General features: G+C 44.0%; 15 protein-coding genes. 1 reads left to right on the top strand and 14 read right to left on the bottom strand.

Annotated elements, in window-relative coordinates:
* Positions 1-21: 21 nt before the first annotated feature.
* The 4 genes from L2729_RS00310 to L2729_RS00295 form a co-directional block, all read right to left on the bottom strand.
* Complete coding sequence (locus tag L2729_RS00310; RefSeq protein WP_248986711.1) at positions 22-369, bottom strand: DUF4870 domain-containing protein; 348 nt, start codon at positions 367-369, stop codon at positions 22-24.
* A 44-nt stretch (positions 370-413) separates the two neighbouring features.
* Positions 414-1112 (bottom strand): MOSC domain-containing protein, encoded by a 699-nt coding sequence (locus L2729_RS00305; protein ID WP_248986440.1) that lies wholly within the window; start codon positions 1110-1112, stop codon positions 414-416.
* Positions 1113-1341: 229 nt separating this feature from the next.
* Positions 1342-2799, bottom strand: a complete 1458-nt coding sequence (locus L2729_RS00300; protein ID WP_248986439.1) for a sensor domain-containing diguanylate cyclase — start codon at positions 2797-2799, stop codon at positions 1342-1344.
* A 239-nt stretch (positions 2800-3038) separates the two neighbouring features.
* Positions 3039-3902, bottom strand: coding sequence for a PfkB family carbohydrate kinase (locus tag L2729_RS00295; RefSeq protein ID WP_248986710.1), 864 nt, complete (start codon positions 3900-3902; stop codon positions 3039-3041).
* A gap of 372 nt (positions 3903-4274) precedes the next feature.
* Here L2729_RS00295 and L2729_RS00290 point away from each other — a divergent pair, with 372 nt between their 5' ends.
* Positions 4275-4454 carry a hypothetical protein gene (locus L2729_RS00290; RefSeq protein ID WP_101090105.1) on the top strand — a complete coding sequence of 60 codons (180 nt, stop codon included), beginning with the start codon at positions 4275-4277 and terminating at the stop codon, positions 4452-4454.
* 126 nt (positions 4455-4580) lie between these two features.
* Here L2729_RS00290 and L2729_RS00285 read toward each other — a convergent pair whose 3' ends face one another.
* From L2729_RS00285 to L2729_RS00240, 10 genes are all read right to left on the bottom strand, one after another.
* Positions 4581-5909 (bottom strand): coproporphyrinogen III oxidase family protein, encoded by a 1329-nt coding sequence (locus L2729_RS00285; RefSeq protein WP_248986438.1) that lies wholly within the window; start codon positions 5907-5909, stop codon positions 4581-4583.
* Between the two features lie 277 nt (positions 5910-6186).
* Positions 6187-7170, bottom strand: coding sequence for a formate dehydrogenase subunit gamma (locus tag L2729_RS00280; protein ID WP_248986437.1), 984 nt, complete (start codon positions 7168-7170; stop codon positions 6187-6189).
* Between the two features lie 81 nt (positions 7171-7251).
* Positions 7252-7821: a formate dehydrogenase FDH3 subunit beta gene (gene fdh3B / locus L2729_RS00275; protein WP_248986436.1), complete on the bottom strand. Its 570-nt coding sequence runs from the start codon at positions 7819-7821 to the stop codon at positions 7252-7254.
* Positions 7822-7850: 29 nt separating this feature from the next.
* Entirely contained in the window at positions 7851-10706 is a 2856-nt protein-coding gene (locus tag L2729_RS00270; protein WP_248986435.1) for a molybdopterin-dependent oxidoreductase, read from the bottom strand.
* 18 nt (positions 10707-10724) lie between these two features.
* Positions 10725-10922: a twin-arginine translocation signal domain-containing protein gene (locus L2729_RS00265; RefSeq protein WP_101090110.1), complete on the bottom strand. Its 198-nt coding sequence runs from the start codon at positions 10920-10922 to the stop codon at positions 10725-10727.
* A 542-nt stretch (positions 10923-11464) separates the two neighbouring features.
* Positions 11465-12475 (bottom strand): formate dehydrogenase subunit gamma, encoded by a 1011-nt coding sequence (locus L2729_RS00260; protein WP_101090111.1) that lies wholly within the window; start codon positions 12473-12475, stop codon positions 11465-11467.
* Between the two features lie 50 nt (positions 12476-12525).
* Complete coding sequence (gene fdh3B, locus L2729_RS00255; protein ID WP_101090112.1) at positions 12526-13116, bottom strand: formate dehydrogenase FDH3 subunit beta; 591 nt, start codon at positions 13114-13116, stop codon at positions 12526-12528.
* A 26-nt stretch (positions 13117-13142) separates the two neighbouring features.
* Positions 13143-15992: a formate dehydrogenase subunit alpha gene (locus L2729_RS00250; protein ID WP_248986434.1), complete on the bottom strand. Its 2850-nt coding sequence runs from the start codon at positions 15990-15992 to the stop codon at positions 13143-13145.
* A gap of 35 nt (positions 15993-16027) precedes the next feature.
* Complete coding sequence (locus L2729_RS00245; protein ID WP_101090114.1) at positions 16028-16225, bottom strand: twin-arginine translocation signal domain-containing protein; 198 nt, start codon at positions 16223-16225, stop codon at positions 16028-16030.
* Positions 16226-16379: 154 nt separating this feature from the next.
* The gene (locus L2729_RS00240; RefSeq protein WP_248986433.1) at positions 16380-17045 is read right to left on the bottom strand and encodes a TorD/DmsD family molecular chaperone; all 666 of its coding nucleotides are present in this window, start codon (positions 17043-17045) and stop codon (positions 16380-16382) included.
* Positions 17046-17055 lie beyond the last annotated feature (10 nt).

Here is a 17055-nt window from a genome sequence, read left to right as displayed (position 1 = left end):
AGGCAACTCTAACCGCTAAACTTATGTACGTGGCTTGATAAATTTAATCGACATTGGGTATTTATAACTTTCGCCTTCACTGGCTTTCATCGCTGCAATAATCGTAAACACAATATCAACGATCGCCAAAATCCCGAGTAAAATGAAGCCCACACCCACTAACATCAACACCGCGCTGATCATCGCGTAGATCGCCATGCTGATCTTAAAGTTCAGGCAGTTGCGGCCGCAACTATCAACAAATGGCAATTCATCTCGCTTCATCAACCACACGATCAATGGCCCTAAAATACTGCCAAACGGGATCAAATAGCCGGCAAAACTGGCCACATGTACAACGATCCCCATGTTTTTCTCATCTCGAGTCATCATTCCATTCCTTGAAAATACTTATTAAATAGTCAGTTAAAAAACTAAGCTTGTTGTACGCCATATAAACGCATTTGCCAATCTTCAATGGCATTATTTGCCATTCGACGCTGTAAACTTCCAACCCAAGATGCCGCAAGTCCAGGGCAATTCGCTAAACGTTGATATTGCACTGCATCGAACTCGGGCAAGAAATAAATATGCATCGCTTCTGCAACACTAATATCAGAACACCTTTCAATCAGCGTAATGGTGTCAGCATCATCAATTGTGCCGCTTTTCAGTACTCGATAAAACCAGCCACAACGGCCACTCTGTTGCATCGCTAACGCAAACTCATTGTGACCGAACTGCAGATTGAGTTTAAAACATGGCGACCTAGGCTGTGTCACTTGTAATATCACCTCGCCTATTTGGACAATATCGCCAATATTGACTTGGGTTTCATCCAGTCCGACAGTACTAATATTCTCGCCCATCGCAGGAGCATCTTTAAAGCCGGTGATCATATCCCAGCGGCGATATTGACCATAATGCTCTCGAGGGAAATGGTGCAATACTCTGTCGAGCCCACCGTGATGCTTGGGATCTGCTTGGCTATCGCCTTCAACCGTTCCTTCAGCGACAATCAGCTGCTTACAATCGTGTTTTTGATTAATGCCACTTTGCACGGCGCCAAATTCTGTCCGGTCATTGCCGCGATATAAACCTGAAATTTGCTTAATGAGTATTTGCGCTGTCATCAAAAAATGCTCTTAATTATCGTGCTTTTATCCTATCATTCGTTATTGTGATAGCGATACCCTAGCTTCATCAACAATGATGAATATCATCCGGGCGGGTTTAAAATAAAGTATTGTTACCAGTATATTTTAGGGCTGCTAGATCTTGATTAAGCAGATAACCGTCCTTGCATCAGACAAGGTAAACTCACACAAAATAAGATGCTCGGCTGGTGCTGACAATGGCGGGTTAATAGGACAATACCACTCTATTTCTGCCCTGTTCTTTTGCTTGATATAGCACCACATCAACACGGTTAATCAACTCTTCAGGCTTTTCTGAAGTGCGATGTTCTGCAACACCAACGCTCACTGTTACCCGTATTTCATTGCCATTAACTCGAATAACCCGAGCTTCTATAGATTCTCTAATTCGCTCAGCAATATCGTGGCTACGACTCAAATCGATATTTGGCAGTAGAATTAGGAACTCTTCCCCGCCCCAGCGGCACAGCATATCTTCATCCCTAAGTTGAGATTTAACCATGTTACTGACGGTCTGAATCACCAAATCGCCCATGTTGTGGCCATAGAGATCATTAACGCGTTTGAAATAGTCGATATCAAAAATCAACACCGACATTGGAGTACTATCCAACACCGAACGAGCCAGAGATTTAGCAAAGTACTCTTCAAAAGCTTGACGATTGGCAGCTCCCGTCAGCTTATCAGTCGACGCCATCAACTCTAGTTTTCGTTGATATTTACCCAAAGTCATATTGGCTATTATCAAAATGGCCAACGTCACAAAGATACTCAGCCCTAAGTTAGCCCAGAACGTGGTAAGCAGTTTCTGTTTCCCTAAGCTTTCATCTTGTTCCACCAGCAAGTACCACTTAAAATCTGCGACTAAACGGCTATTAAGAAAAATGGTTCTACCATCTCGTTCATATGATAAAGCAGCGCTAGGACTGGTTAAAATGCGGGTGGCGAGCATCTCTAGCCCTGGGGTAGTTTGTAAAGTATCGCCGCCAGAGAAACCTTCGCTATGCAAAGTGATGTTGCCTTGCCTATCGGTAAAATAGACACTGCGGTTATATCGGGTTTGATAGAGCTCAACCATTTTCTTTACACTTTCAACTGCCAAGCCAACACCTGTGACCCCTATGAAGTTACCGTCAAAGTCGAACACCTTATAATTGACGTAAATAACGGTTCGATTACGGTTAGCCGTGTCTTGATCGATATTCACTTCATAATGTTCAGACTTAGGCAGCGAGCGCACCCTGAAATACCAAGCATCATTTGGGTCAAGATCATCGATCTGTTTTAGCACACCGCTCGAATGGTAGTAGTTGCGGCTAGCTTCAGAAACAAAAAAGCTAGTGACAGTACCGTACTTCTCTTGGATCTCTTTAAGATAGCGTACTACCTTATCTGGTGATTTCTCCTGATCTAGGGTCCAATCACGTACAAAAGTATCTTGCGCCATCAGCGATGAAATAAAGATAGGTTTGAGTAGATCCTGTTGTATTTCTGAATAAATATTATCACTGGTTAACGGTAGAGTATTTTCTTCGATTTGCTGACTTAATGAATCATGTGCCACTTGATAACTGATACCGCTGGTGACAACAAAAGCTGCTAGTAACAAAACCGTCAGGGTCCAAATAAACCGTTTTTTATCGTTCCACACTTTATGACCCATATATGATGCTCACTTCACGCCATTAAATTGAACTCACTCAAACAAGCCTGACTTGTTAACTAAGTGTTAATATTAACTGAAATCCGATTGGCTCGCATTGATTATTAGTATTGATAAGAGAGGGGATTATTGAAGAAAAATGGCCCTGTAGGATAACAGGGCAAAAAGCAGTTTAAAAAGAGGTTAATCAACCAAAGAAAACGCCAATCCATAGCTAAAGCTACTTGATAATAGTGACATTAAGATGACGATTTAGATTGAGCTCCTGCAGTTAAATACTCTTTTAAGCCTTTTCCTGGGATTGAACTCTCACAGGCCACTGCGTAGCTAGACCAAGTCGAAGCCTCTTGCATCGACTCAACCATGGTCAAGTTGTTAACCAGACCGTTAATAAGGCCTGCAGCATAGGCATCCCCCGCGCCAGTGGTATCAACCACCACACTCGGCACCGCCGCCACATCAACGGGTTCAGATCCACTGTAGAGCGTGGCGCCATTCTCACCATCCGTCACAATAAAATATTGCAAACTTTCGCCCGCTATCGACTTGGCAAACTCCCATGGCAGCTGTCCGCAACGTCCATGCATATCACTTAAGGAGGCTAATAAAATATGGCAAGGTCGAGCTCGCTCATCTTTAGCCAATTGGGCTATCACCCAACAATGCTTAATCGCCGTTTTCGCCCAGCTAGCAGCACCTTCAGATGATGAATTAATATAAAAAGCATCAATCGTGCCCCATTGAGGCGGAATGGGTAACTCAAATGTTGGTCGCTCGGGACGAATGATGGTTCGCTCACCATCAGGCGTCATCATCAATAGCATTTCGTTAGTAGGACCCGCTCGACGCTGCACTAAGCTGCAATTAATTCCCTGAGTACTCGCTTCTGCTAACAACCAATCACCGACGTCGTCACGCCCGACTTCAGTCACTAACGTCACTTGATGCCCAGCCCAAACTAAGCCGATCCCCGTATTAGCACCACCGCCACCAAGCCGCTGGCCGCCATCTTGATAATGAAATCGACCTCCTGTTTTCAGCGGTTTATTGAGGTTAAAGATACGATCACAGTTTAAGTTTGCAACAAGTAAAATACTGCCCATGACAACCCGATAAATAGAGTGCGATACATTGATAGTAAGAGATTTGTATTCGTGCGCCAAGCCCAATGCGTAAGTCATTAGCTTTTATCTTGAGAAACTGTTCAATTTTACATTTCCGAGAATGCTCTAGCGTACTTTTGGGCGTTTTATAGTCGTTTCATGTAAGACATATCTCAAGCAGTTGTGAGACTTGACGACATTTATAACTAAATATGCATTTGCCGTCAGTATTAAGCTTCAGAAAAACCTCGTAATAATGAATTATAAATCTTTTCTGTTATTCCACCCATTTTGACTATACTTAAAACACTTACACAGTCACGGCTTGACTGCGTATATTATGGCCACATCCCAACGGAATAGGATAGTTGAATGGACTCAATTATTAGTATGGATGAACTCACGGAGTTCCAGGAGTCGCTCGAGACTCGTCTCAAACGTTATAAAGCGTGTCTTTATGAGTTTGATAAAATGCGATATACCGATACGTATATCGTACAAATTAGGGAAGATATCGTTCGTTTAGAGCACCTAATTTCGCTGCAGACATAAGAAATTTATCGGGGTGAAAAAACAAAGCGGTAAATACTCTAAAGTAGTTACCGCCTTTGTTGTGGGGAGAGTTTAGTGGACCTAATCAAACCAATTGATAATATTAGCTTAGCCAATATTAACTGATTACATATCACACTCTTTTAATGGTTTACGCAGCTGGGCTCGTACATTGTCCATGCCTGAATAAAATTCTTTCATCATCAACAGCCCCATCATTTTGCCGTTGTCAGTCACGATTAAGTTGTCTGGATCGGTAGGGTCATTCTTGATGGCACCCATGGCTTTCATTGACGTCATCTCTTTAAATAACGCAGTATCAAGATTGACGCCAAACGTCTCCCGGAAGTATTTACGTGATAAACGCCCTGAGAACATGCCCAATAAAAAGCGATATTGCATCACCTCTTTACGACCATAATTTTTTTGCTGTTCAACACCCATATTCCCATTTCTTATACGCTCCTGATACTTCTTCAACGAAAAGGTATTCACGTAAAGCGTGTCATCTAAGAAACTGAAAGAGCCTGAACCAACCCCTAAATATTCATCATAATCAATAACGTACTCATCAAAACCTTCATTGTGCGTCTTTCCAAATGCCCAAGCAGAAAGCTGATTATATTGGCCATTCAAACTATTTAGGATCTGACGGTATTGACGTGCCATGTCGCCATGCGGTGCAGCCAATGTCCCCTTAACACTTTTACGCGTTTGATGAGTGATCATCAAGGGGTAGGTGGTGATTTGACGTGGGTCTAACTTTGCCGCCATATCTAAGTCATGCTGAATAACTTCATCTGTTTGACCACGAAAGCCAAAAATAAGATCAACGTTAATAATAGGAAACAGCTCTTTAGCCGCCATGATCTTGTCGAACGTCTGCTGACCCGTACCGAATTTTTCAATCCGGTCAGTCATGGTCAAGATGTCATCATTAAAGCTCTGCACCCCGATAGACATTCTGTCGACCAGCCCTTTCAACTGTTTAAAGCCGGGGCTATCTAAGTGCTGTGGATCTGACTCACACGACACCTCTTTAATGCCTGGGAACAAGGTTTTAGCGTGCTCAATGGTGCGAGCTAATTCATCTTCTAATACCGTGGTGGTACCACCGCCGATATACATAGACTCAAAGTCGTAACCGAGATTTTTCACCATATCCATCTCTTTACGCAAAGAGACAAAATAGCTGCGGGCTTTGTCTTCATTAAATAGGAAGCGGTGGAAAGTACAGTATGAGCACAAGGTATGACAGAAAGGCACATGCGCATAAAGCATGTATTTCTTACCTTCAACAGGATTTGGCATCATCTCGGCGGAAACCGTATCTAACCTTAGATTGCGATCGACATAGAACTGCATCACCTTTTCCATACCGCTAATCATCCAATCTGGCGTGGTGATATTTGCTTTATAAGGTTGAGCACTATCGGGCAAAATAATTGAAGACATAAAGATTCCTATCAAAGATGGCTGTTCAAAAGTAAAAGAGAAATATCAAAATGAACCAGCGGAGAGCAAAATTAACACTTTAAATCGCAGTAAAACGTGATTTGGTTATAACTTAACGTTTCCTATCAAGGAAATGTAGAGCATTTTGTTAAGTAAGTCATGTTTTAGCAAAAGCGCATAAATCGACCAACTTGTCATTTGTCCATTTAAAACAAAAACACCTCAGTGAATAAATCAACTGAGGTGTTTGCCGTTCAAGCCTTAAATACCAAAGAGTTTACTCTTTGTATTTAAGCGTTCCATTCTCTTTGATCTCATCGAACCAAAGATTGTGGTGCTGACTTGCCCAAGTTTCATCACAGTAACCTGAAACCATACATTCCATACCACCTTCAGACATAACCGTAGCCATAAAGATATGTACGATTGAGAAAGCAGTAATGATGATAGCGCTGATAGAGTGAAGTACCAATGCAATCAAGCTCAATGTACGGCTAGGCTCGAACAAGTTCGGGAATAGCAGCAACATACCTGAAGCAGAGATCACTAGACCAAATAAAGCAAAGGCCCAGAACCATAACTTCTCACCCGCGTTAGCGAAACCAGCATCAGGATGCTTGCCTTTAAATGGACCGAAGTTGATGTAACCACCAACAACCATCATCCATTTAACGTCGTACATCTTTGGTAGCTGATTTTTAGCCCAAAGCGTTGTCATTAACGCCCAACCAAGCATGAACGGGATCGCCATGTAGTCGTGCACTTGCTTTGCAGCATAGACAAGGTTTGACCATATACCTTCACCGATATATGGCTGGAAGAAGAAACGTCCCGCCAATAGTGTTAGGCCAGTCAAAATCAATAGTAGGCATGGAATTGCGCCTAACCAGTGAATTGACACGTCAAACTTAGACCAGCGATACACTAACTTACCTGAGAAACCACCGTGCAGCTTGGAGATGCCATTCACTTTGATAAACAGGATAAAGATAATGATCATACCAAATAGCGCAGCCATTAACGCTGGCGCTAATAGGTCACTACGCAGCTCAAGGACACGTAAATCATACGTATTGATTGGCTGAGCATGAAACTCACTTAACGATGTTGTACGACCTTCTGCACCCGCTTTAAGCTGTGACCAAATTTGGCCATTATTAGCTTTGGCATCATCAGCATGATCAGCACCATCATGAGCAAAAGCCGTCACACTGAATAACAGTGCAATAGCAATACCTATGTGTTTAAACCATTTGTTCATAATACGTCCTCTGTTACCGCTTGTTGGCCCAACTAAACAGGCCAACAAGTAGTATGTTGGAAGATGTTCAACCTAAGTTGATCAACCCCAAATTGCGTTTTTAGAACCACGGTATGCAACACGCTCACGGAAGATAGCAGAAACCATCTCTGCATCACCCGCTAGTAGCGATTTAGTTGCACACAGTTCGGCACACATAGGTAGCTTACCTTCAGCGATACGGTTAGAACCATATTTCTGACGTTCTGCGTCAGAATGGTTCTCTTCAGGACCACCGGCACAGAAAGTACACTTGTCCATCTTACCGCGAGCACCAAAAGCGCCGCCTTGAGGGAACTGAGGAGCACCAAATGGGCAAGCGTACAAGCAGTAACCACAACCGATACAAGTATCTTTGTCGTGCAGTACGATGCCATCTTCAGTCTTGTAGAAACAGTTTGCAGGGCAAACAGCCATACAAGGTGCATCACTACAGTGCATACAAGCGACAGAAATTGACGCTTCGCCCTTCACACCATCATTGATTGTCACTACGCGACGACGTTGAATTCCCCACTCAAGAGCAGAGTCGTTTTCATTCTTACATGCTGTGACACAACCGTTACACTCGATGCAGCGCTTGGTATCACATAAAAATTTCATTGTAGCCATTCTGGCAATTCTCCTAGCTAATACTGCAATTACGCTTTAACGATCTGGCACAACGATGCCTTGGTTTCCTGCATCTGAGTCACAGGGTCATAACCATAAGTCAATGCTGTGTTACAAGACTCACCAAGAACATAAGGTACAGTGCCCTCTGGGTAGTTAGCTGCAAGGCTTTCACCGTGCATATGACCCGCGAAGTGGTAAGGCATCCAAGTAACACCAACCTTAACGCGTGGAGTGACCATAGCCTTAATCTTGATTCGGCCACCTTCAGCACCTTCAAGCCATACAGTGTCTCCGTCGCGAATTGCGCGATCAGCAGCATCAGCAGGGTTAATTTCAACAAACATTTCTTGTTGAAGCTCCGCAAGCCAAGGGTTGCAACGAGACTCTTCACCACCACCTTCATACTCTACTAGACGACCAGAAGTCAGACCTAGCGGGTACTTAGCTGCTGAGTCTTTCTCTTGAATTGACTTGTACAGCGTCGGTAGACGATGAACTTGCATGTCATCATATGTTGGATACTTAGACACAAGATCACGACGTGGCGTATAAAGCGGCTCACGGTGAATTGGTATTTCGTCAGGGAATGTCCAAACAATACAGCGAGCTTTAGCGTTACCGTATGGGATACAACCGTGCTTCATTGCTACACGTTGGATACCGCCAGAAACGTCAGTCTTCCAGTTTCTACCTTCAGCTTCTACTTTCTCTTCTGCTGTTAGGTCATCCCACCAGCCAAGCTGCTTAAGCATGTCAGCGGTGAATTCTGGGTAACCGTCTTGAATTTCAGCGCCTTTAGAGAAGCTACCTTCAGCCAATAGGTTCTTACCTTTATACTCAACACCAAAACGAGCACGGAAGTTACCACCGCCCTCTAGAACATGTCTGCTTGTGTTATAAAGGATCTGTGTACCAGGGTGCTTCTGCTCTGGTGTACCCCAACATGGCCAAGGCAGACCATAAGTATCGCCTTTAGCTGGACCGCCAAGAGCTTCAAGAGTTGTGTTGCTAAATGTGCCCCAGTTTTGAGTATGCAGCTTCAAACGCTCAGGGCTTTGGCCTGACATGCCGATAGTCCACATACCGCGGTTAATTTCGCGAGTAATGTCTTCAATGACAAGAACATCTTTTTCGTCTTTAGCGATACGCTTAGTGTACTCATCAGCAAACCCAAGCTTTTGAGATAGACGGTACATAATCTCAAGGTCAGTCTTAGATTCGAATAATGGCTCGATAACCTTCTCACGCCACTGCTGGCTACGGCCAGAGTTAGACACAGAACCTTCAGTTTCAAACTGAGTGGCTGCAGGAAGAAGATAAACACCATTCTTACGACGGTGCATTACACCTGCCATTGTTGGGAATGGATCCACAACAACAACCGTATCCATCTTATCAAGTGCATCACGGACATCGCGCTGACGAGTTTCAGTGTTAACTGATTGTCCCCAGAAGAATGCCATACGAATACGATCTTTCTGTGCGAGTTTTTCAGGCGTTTCTAACACACCGTCATGCCAGCGAGAACAAGGAATACCCGGAGTATTCATTGGAATGCGACCCAGATATGAGTTTTGGTCAAAACGACTCTTAACCCAATCAAAATCTAGATCCCAAACGTGACTCCAATGTTTCCAAGAACCCGTTTTTAGACCGTAATAACCAGGTAGCGTATCGAACAATAGACCTAAGTCAGTCGCGCCCTGTACGTTATCGTGTCCACGGAAGATGTTTGTTCCGCCGCCTTTAACACCCATGTTACCAAGGGCAAGTTGAAGGATACAGTAAGCACGAGTGTTAGCATTACCCACGTGATGCTGAGTACCACCCATACACCAAACAACAGTACCTGGACGGTTATCCGCCATCAGTTTAGCTGCTTGGTAAACATCTTCTTCTCGACAGCCAGTGATGTTCGCCACTTCTTTTGGTGGGAATTTTTTCGCTTCTGCGCGAATTGATTCCATCTCGAAAACACGCTCTTGAATGAACGTCTTATCTTCCCAGCCATTTTCAAAAATGTGCCAAAGCATACCGTAGATGAATGGAATATCAGTACCCGGACGCAGATCACAATGTAAATCAGCATGCGCAGCAGTACGAGAGAAACGTGGATCAACTACAATAAGTTTTGCGTTATTTTTCTCTTTCGCGATCAGGATATGCTGCATTGCAACAGGATGCGCTTCAGCAGGGTTTGCCCCAATGAAGAAGATTGCATTTGCATTCTGAATATCGTTGAAAGAGTTAGTTTGCGCACCGTAGCCCCAAGTGTTAGCAACACCGGCTACCGTGGTAGAGTGACAAATACGTGCAGAGTGGTCGACGTTGTTCGTGCCCCACATTGCCGCAAATTTACGATACATGTAGCAGCCTTCGTTCGAAAACTTAGCACTACCCATAAAGTAAAGTGAATCTGGACCAGATTCCTTACGGATATCTAGCATCTGGTCACCAACTTCGTTCAAAGCTTGTTCCCAAGATAGTTTCTTCCACTTGCCATCAACAAGTTTCATTGGGTACTTAAGACGCTTCTCACCGTGACCATGTTCACGTAGCGCAGCACCTTTAGCACAGTGTCCACCGTTGTTGAATGGGTGATCAAAAGCAGGCTCTTGACCTGTCCATACGCCATTTTGTACTTCTGCGTATAAACCACAACCAACAGCACAAGCACTACATACTGTACGCTTGATTTCAGTGGGTGCATCATGTGGGACATCTTTGGCTTCTGCTCGGCGCATCATGCCTGTACCCAACAACGAAGCTGCAGCAATACCACCAGATGTGATACCAGCTTGCTTCATAAATTGACGACGGCTAATACCTAGAGTTTTTTTCTCTACAGTAGGTGCCGCGTTGGATTTACGAGTTAATTGCATCGCTTAAATTCTCCTAAACTAGCCGCGTAAGCTATTGTAATAACTGCGAACGTGAGCAGTTTCTTGATAGCCATTAGCACTCTTAGTGCTGACATTATTTTCACTTGCTTGAGCTACACTCACGCCTGTTGCGGCGATTGCGACACCTGCGGTGCCACCAATTGTGAGCGCTTTCAGCAAAGATCTGCGGTTCAGATCAGGCTGTTGCTTCTTCATTTTTGCTCCTGGTATGGAAGGAATATTTTTTATTAGAAATTATCAGGGCACCTTTTCTACGAACTCATAACACGGGCATTTGTTACTCAAGTGTTATCATTAAAGGAGCTAGTCAAAATAAGGTGATTGTTATTAAAAACATCCATAAGTTTCGCGGACAATATATGAGAAAAAGGCAGCAGAAAAATTGATCTGAATCCAATTCAGCTGCGGAAAACATCATCAATACCACTAAAGTGTTAGCTTAATCATGTTTTATATAATGGCGGTGTTTAGACGGTACAAGTAAAGCGATAAAGCGCATAACTAATTGTTAATAATTATAGTAACTTAAGTGTTACATGATTTAGTGGTGGAATAACTTACCGTGATACATTTTCAAGCAAAACTAAACCTCTGCAAGAGGCTAAAGTAGGGGGGAGGACTTATCAAATGCATTAAAATCGTTCGCGAATTAACGGCAAAAAAAAGCCCCTGACTTATTTGGCCAAGGGCATTTATTTATGACTTACAGCTTAAGACTTATAACTCATAATCAGAGCTTAATCTTTATACTCTAAGGTACCGTTTTCTTTGATTTCGTCATACCAAAGATTGTGGTGCTGAGAGGCCCAGTTTTCGTCACAATAACCAGAAACCATGCACTCCATACCACCTTCACTTAATACTGTCGCCATCCAAATATGCACGATAGTAAAGGCGATGATGATAATCGCACTAATAGCATGAATTAACAGTGCAGCCATAGAGGCTTCGCGCGGTAGATCCAAACCTGGTAATACTAGCATTAAACCTGATGCGGCAATAAATAGCCCGAATAAGGTTAATGACCAGAACCACATCTTCTCACCAGCATTAGCAAAGCCACTATCAGGATGCTTGCCTTTAAATGGACCAAAGTTGATATAACCACCAACTACTAGGAACCATTTTAAGTCATACATCTTGAAGGTTTGCATTGGCATCCATTTAACAACACACAGGATCCAAGACACAATAAATATCGGTCCGACCCAATCATGTATCGTTTTGGTACCATAGATGAGACCAGCCCAGAAGCCTTCCCCAACATAAGGCTGCAATACATATTTACCTAGCATGATATTTAAACCAGTAAAAATCAGTGCTAAACATGATGTCGCTAATACCCAGTGGATCCACAGGTCTGCTTTAGTCCAACGCAGCACCATTTTTCCAGAAAAGCCCTTACTCAGCTTAGAAGGACCATTTACCAAGTAGAAAAACAGGAACGCAGCAAATACACCGACAACAGTAATACCCATCACTGGTGTTAAGTACTGGTTTCTTACGTCTTTACCTTGGTTACCCGCAACGTTAATCAATACACCAGGCTCAATACCTTGAGCTGTTGTAAAGCCTGAGTCGCCTGCTCTTACCGCGCGCCAAAGATCAGCTTCACTGGTTTTACCCGCTTGCTGTTGGCTCGATTGTTCATCTGCTGCTATTGCTGATGTGCTAAGTCCCAACCCCATAGAAAAAACCAGAGGGATAACTAGCATTGCGAACAAGCTGCGCAGTGATTTCATATACATATTCACTCCTTAATTGGGCTATACACCATAGTGCATAGCCCTATTCAGCTCTACGCGCCAGTCTTTGGGGTATAGCCCCATATTGCGCCAGGGTTTCCTCTAGCTGCAATACGCTCACGGTAGATATCAGATACTACGCCAGCATCACCCGCTAGCAGTGCTTTAGTTGAACAAAGCTCTGCACACATTGGCAATTTGCCTTCGGCGATACGGTTAGCACCATACTTCTGGCGCTCTGCATCTGAATGAGTCTCTTCTGGGCCACCGGCACAGAAAGTACACTTATCCATCTTGCCACGACTACCAAATGCTGTCTTCTGAGGGAACTGAGGCGCTCCGAAAGGACAAGCATAGAAGCAGTAACCACAACCGATACACGTATCTTTATTGTGTAATACGATGCCATCTTCAGTGCGGTAGAAACAATCTGCAGGACAGACTGCCATACAAGGTGCATCAGTACAGTGCATACATGCCACTGAGATTGACGCTTCACCTGGTACACCATCATTGATAGTGACTACGCGACGACGTTGAATGCCCCACTCTAGAGCGGAATCGTTTTCGTTTTTACATGCTGTGACGCAACCGTTACACTCGATGCAGCGTTTGGTGTCACATAAGAATTTCATGACTGCCATAATGGCTTATCTCCTCATCAAGTTAATTAAGCTTTGCTGATCTGACACAAAGAGGCTTTCGTCTCTTGCATCTGAGTCACAACGTCATAGCCATAGGTCATTACAGTGTTGGCAGATTCGCCAATAACGTAAGGTACTGTTCCTTCGGGGTAGTTCTTCTCAAGGCTCTTACCTTCGAATACACCCGCAAAGTGGTATGGCATGAAACATTCGCCAGCGGTAACTCGAGGAGTTACCATCGCTTTAACTGTGATTTTTGCCCCTTCAGGACTATGAACGAAAACATCATCACCATCACGTAAACCGCGATCAGCAGCATCCGCAGGGTTGATCTCGATAAACATTTCTTGCTGAAGTTCTGCAAGCCATGGATTTGAACGAGTCTCTTCACCACCACCTTCGTACTCTACCAAACGCCCAGTTGTAACGGCGAGTGGGAAGTCTTTAGCAAAATCCTTTTCCTGAATTGATTTGTACAGGGTAGGAAGGCGCCAAACCATACGATCATCATAAGTTGGATACTTAGAAACCAAGTCACGACGTGGTGTATATAGTGGCTCACGGTGTAATGGAATATCATCAGGGAAGTTCCAAACGACGCAACGCGCTTTAGCGTTACCGTAAGGAATACAACCGTGCTTGATAGCCACTCGCTGAATACCACCTAAGATATCAGTCTTCCAGTTCTTACCTTCAGCAGCAACTTTCTCTTCAGCCGTTAGATCATCCCACCAACCAAGTTGCTTAAGCATCTTGTCGGTAAACTCTGGATAACCATCTTGGATCTCACTGCCTTTTGAGTAAGAACCTTCAGCTAAAATATTTGTGCCATTATGTTCAACACCATAACGAGCACGGAAATTACCGCCACCGTTAATCACTTCACGACCAGTACGGTACAAAATTTGTGTACCTGGATGCTTCATCTCTGGAGTACCCCAACAAGGCCAAGGTAAGCCATAGGTTTCACCTTTAGCAGGTCCACCTGGTGCTTCAAGCGATTTAATATCGAATGTGCCCCAATTTTCTTGATGCATCTTCAAACGCTCAGGACTTTGACCTGTGTAACCAATAGTCCACATACCACGGTTGAATTCTCGAGTCATATCTTCAATCAACGGCTCTTCACCATTCACCTTGATATTCTTACAGAGCTCACCTTCAATGCCCCACTTCTTCGCCAAATTATACATAATCACATGATCTGGCTTACATTCGAATAGTGGTTCAATCACTCGTGAACGCCACTGTAATGAGCGGTTAGACGCTGATACAGAACCGTAAGTTTCAAATTGTGTTGCCGCAGGAAGTAAATAAACACCATCCGTACGTTCGTGCATAACACCCGCCATAGTTGGATATGGATCCACTACAACCACTGTTTCCATCTTGTTCAATGCTTCACGCACTTCACGACCACGGGTTTCAGTGTTAACCGATTGTCCCCAGAAAAATGCCATATGAACATTATCTTTCTGCGCAATATTAGCTTTATCTTCAAGTACACCATCATGCCAACGTGAACATGGGATACCTGCAGAGGTCATTGGGTCTTGGCCTAAATGTTTCTCTTGATCAAAGCGGCTCTTAACCCACTCATAATCTAAGTCCCAAACATTACACCAGTGCTTCCAAGAACCTGTTTTTAGTCCATAATATCCTGGCAAAGTATCACATAATAAACCAAAGTCAGTTGCACCCTGAACATTATCGTGACCACGCAAAATATTCGTACCACCACCAGACACGCCCATATTACCTAGGGCTAACTGGAGAATACAGTATGAACGAGTGTTCGCATTACCGATGTGATGCTGAGTACCACCCATACACCAAACAACAGTACCAGGCTTAGTTTCAGCTAAAAGCTTAGCAACACGGTACATCTGCGCTTTTGGTATCCCAACCACGTTTTCAACTTCAGCTGGATCATATTTTTTCACTTCTTCACGGATACGTTCCATACCGTAAACACGCTGATTAATGAAATCTTGATCTTCCCAACCATTTTCGAAAATGTGCCATAACAGGCCATAGATGAATGGAATATCGGTACCCGGACGGATATGTACAAACTCATCAGCCTTAGCTGCAGTTCGAGTAAAACGAGGGTCGACAACAATAATTTTAGCGCCACGCTCTTTACCTTCCAGAATATGCTGCATCGCGACAGGATGCGCTTCTGAAGGGTTAGAACCGATAAACATCATCACTTTGGAGTTGCGCATATCGTTGATTGAGTTAGTTTGCGCACCATAGCCCCAAGTGTTTGCAACACCAGCTACAGTGGTAGAGTGACAAATACGCGCTGAGTGGTCGACATTGTTCGTGCCCCACATTGCCGCTAATTTGCGATACATATAACATTGTTCGTTAGAGAACTTGGCACTTCCCATGAAGAAAACGGAATCTGGACCAGACTCTTTACGGATATCAAGCGCTTTTTGACCAACTTCTTCAATCGCTTGTTCCCATGAAAGACGTTTCCACTTGCCGCCTTCTAGCTTCATTGGGTATTTAAGACGCTTAGCTCCATGACCTACTTCACGTAAAGCCGCACCTTTTGCACAGTGTCCACCAGCGTTAAATGGGTGATCAAATGCTGGCTCTTGGCCAGTCCAAACGCCATTTTGCACTTCAGCATACACACCACAACCAACTGAACAGTGAGAACAGATAGTACGCTTAATTTCAGTTGGGGCATCGTGAGGTACATCTTTTGCTTCTGCTTTACGCATCATACCTGCGCCAAGCATTGATGCCGCAGCAATACCACCCGTTGCGAGACTCGCAGACTTGAGGAATTGACGACGGTTTAAACCTAAGACAGCCTTAGTAGTTGTGGCTGCTTGGTCTGTTTTGCGGGTTAATCGCATCACACACTCTCCTTTAATTATTGACTACGAAACGCTTATTTACTGCGTAACGACGCATAATAACTACGAACATGATCGGACTCTTGGTAGCCATCGCCTTTCGCAGCGGGGGCAACTTCAGGTGTCGCAGCTAGCGCTTGACCACTGACCGTTGCCACTGCGCCAGCGGCACTGCCGATCGCCAATGCTTTAAGCAGTTGACGACGACCCATGTCGGAAGCTTGCTTCTTCATAGTGTCTCCTTTGGTTTTACTGATATTGAGATAATTTGCTTAATCAAAATTAAACCTACCACTCACTTAATGTAGAGATTGCTCTCTTTTTTTGTCTATGCCTGCTAACTCTAAGACTCAGCAGACATAAATTCAGCCTTACACTTACAGTGGCTTACGAAGCCAGTTCATTAGTGCTTGGTTCAATCTTTTCCGCTTCGCTGCCTGGGCAGTTAACTGGAATATTTAAACTTAACTGTTCAAATTCATTTGCTTCGATAACGAAAAATGCTTTTGCAAGTTCTGCTACCGTGGCGTAAAACGCCGCGCTTGGTGTTTTAGCTAACGTTTCGCAAAAACGTGCAATCCAGCTACCGATATGACGCTGATAGAAAGCGAGCTGGCGGTAACCAGGTGCTTCAAGGATCAAAGTGCCCATTACTTCACATAAAGCGGCAACGTGATCTTCAGGTTCTTTCACTTCCTCTTCGCGCTCGAAACCAAGCTGCATTAGGTCATTACGTAACAAGGCTAATGGCTTATCCATTAGTGACCCTGTCATAAACCAGCTGCCATAAGGTAAGATTTCACCACTGCCCACACCGAGGAAAATATCGAAATACTCATCCTCAAGCTGCTCTGAAGTGAATTGCTCTGCCGCCAACTTGAGTCCAACCCAAGCTTTGGTCATATCGCTATCGTCATTAGCATCAATCTCTAATCCCGCTAAAAACTGCAATAATTCGGTGCTAGGCTGGCGACGTAATAGTGCAGCTAGTAGCTGATAAATATCCGCTCTCAACTGATCGTTTTCTGAAACTTCTCTTACTAATTCGGTCATGGCTAAACTC

The organism is Shewanella gelidimarina, assembly GCF_023283945.1.
Taxonomy (GTDB): Bacteria; Pseudomonadota; Gammaproteobacteria; order Enterobacterales; family Shewanellaceae; genus Shewanella; species Shewanella gelidimarina.
This window is presented reverse-complemented; position numbering and strand designations above follow the sequence as displayed.

Excerpts from the sequence above, each read along its gene's own strand:
- L2729_RS00310 (WP_248986711.1), bottom strand. The coding sequence starts at position 369 with ATGACTCGAGATGAGAAAAACATGGGGATCGTTGTACATGTGGCCAGT.
- L2729_RS00305 (WP_248986440.1), bottom strand. The coding sequence starts at position 1,112 with ATGACAGCGCAAATACTCATTAAGCAAATTTCAGGTTTATATCGCGGC.
- L2729_RS00300 (WP_248986439.1), bottom strand. The coding sequence starts at position 2,799 with ATGGGTCATAAAGTGTGGAACGATAAAAAACGGTTTATTTGGACCCTG.
- L2729_RS00295 (WP_248986710.1), bottom strand. The coding sequence starts at position 3,902 with ATGGGCAGTATTTTACTTGTTGCAAACTTAAACTGTGATCGTATCTTT.
- L2729_RS00290 (WP_101090105.1), top strand. The coding sequence starts at position 4,275 with ATGGACTCAATTATTAGTATGGATGAACTCACGGAGTTCCAGGAGTCG.
- L2729_RS00285 (WP_248986438.1), bottom strand. The coding sequence starts at position 5,909 with ATGTCTTCAATTATTTTGCCCGATAGTGCTCAACCTTATAAAGCAAAT.
- L2729_RS00280 (WP_248986437.1), bottom strand. The coding sequence starts at position 7,170 with ATGAACAAATGGTTTAAACACATAGGTATTGCTATTGCACTGTTATTC.
- fdh3B (WP_248986436.1), bottom strand. The coding sequence starts at position 7,821 with ATGGCTACAATGAAATTTTTATGTGATACCAAGCGCTGCATCGAGTGT.
- L2729_RS00270 (WP_248986435.1), bottom strand. The coding sequence starts at position 10,706 with ATGCAATTAACTCGTAAATCCAACGCGGCACCTACTGTAGAGAAAAAA.
- L2729_RS00265 (WP_101090110.1), bottom strand. The coding sequence starts at position 10,922 with ATGAAGAAGCAACAGCCTGATCTGAACCGCAGATCTTTGCTGAAAGCG.
- L2729_RS00260 (WP_101090111.1), bottom strand. The coding sequence starts at position 12,475 with ATGTATATGAAATCACTGCGCAGCTTGTTCGCAATGCTAGTTATCCCT.
- fdh3B (WP_101090112.1), bottom strand. The coding sequence starts at position 13,116 with ATGGCAGTCATGAAATTCTTATGTGACACCAAACGCTGCATCGAGTGT.
- L2729_RS00250 (WP_248986434.1), bottom strand. The coding sequence starts at position 15,992 with ATGCGATTAACCCGCAAAACAGACCAAGCAGCCACAACTACTAAGGCT.
- L2729_RS00245 (WP_101090114.1), bottom strand. The coding sequence starts at position 16,225 with ATGAAGAAGCAAGCTTCCGACATGGGTCGTCGTCAACTGCTTAAAGCA.
- L2729_RS00240 (WP_248986433.1), bottom strand. The coding sequence starts at position 17,045 with ATGACCGAATTAGTAAGAGAAGTTTCAGAAAACGATCAGTTGAGAGCG.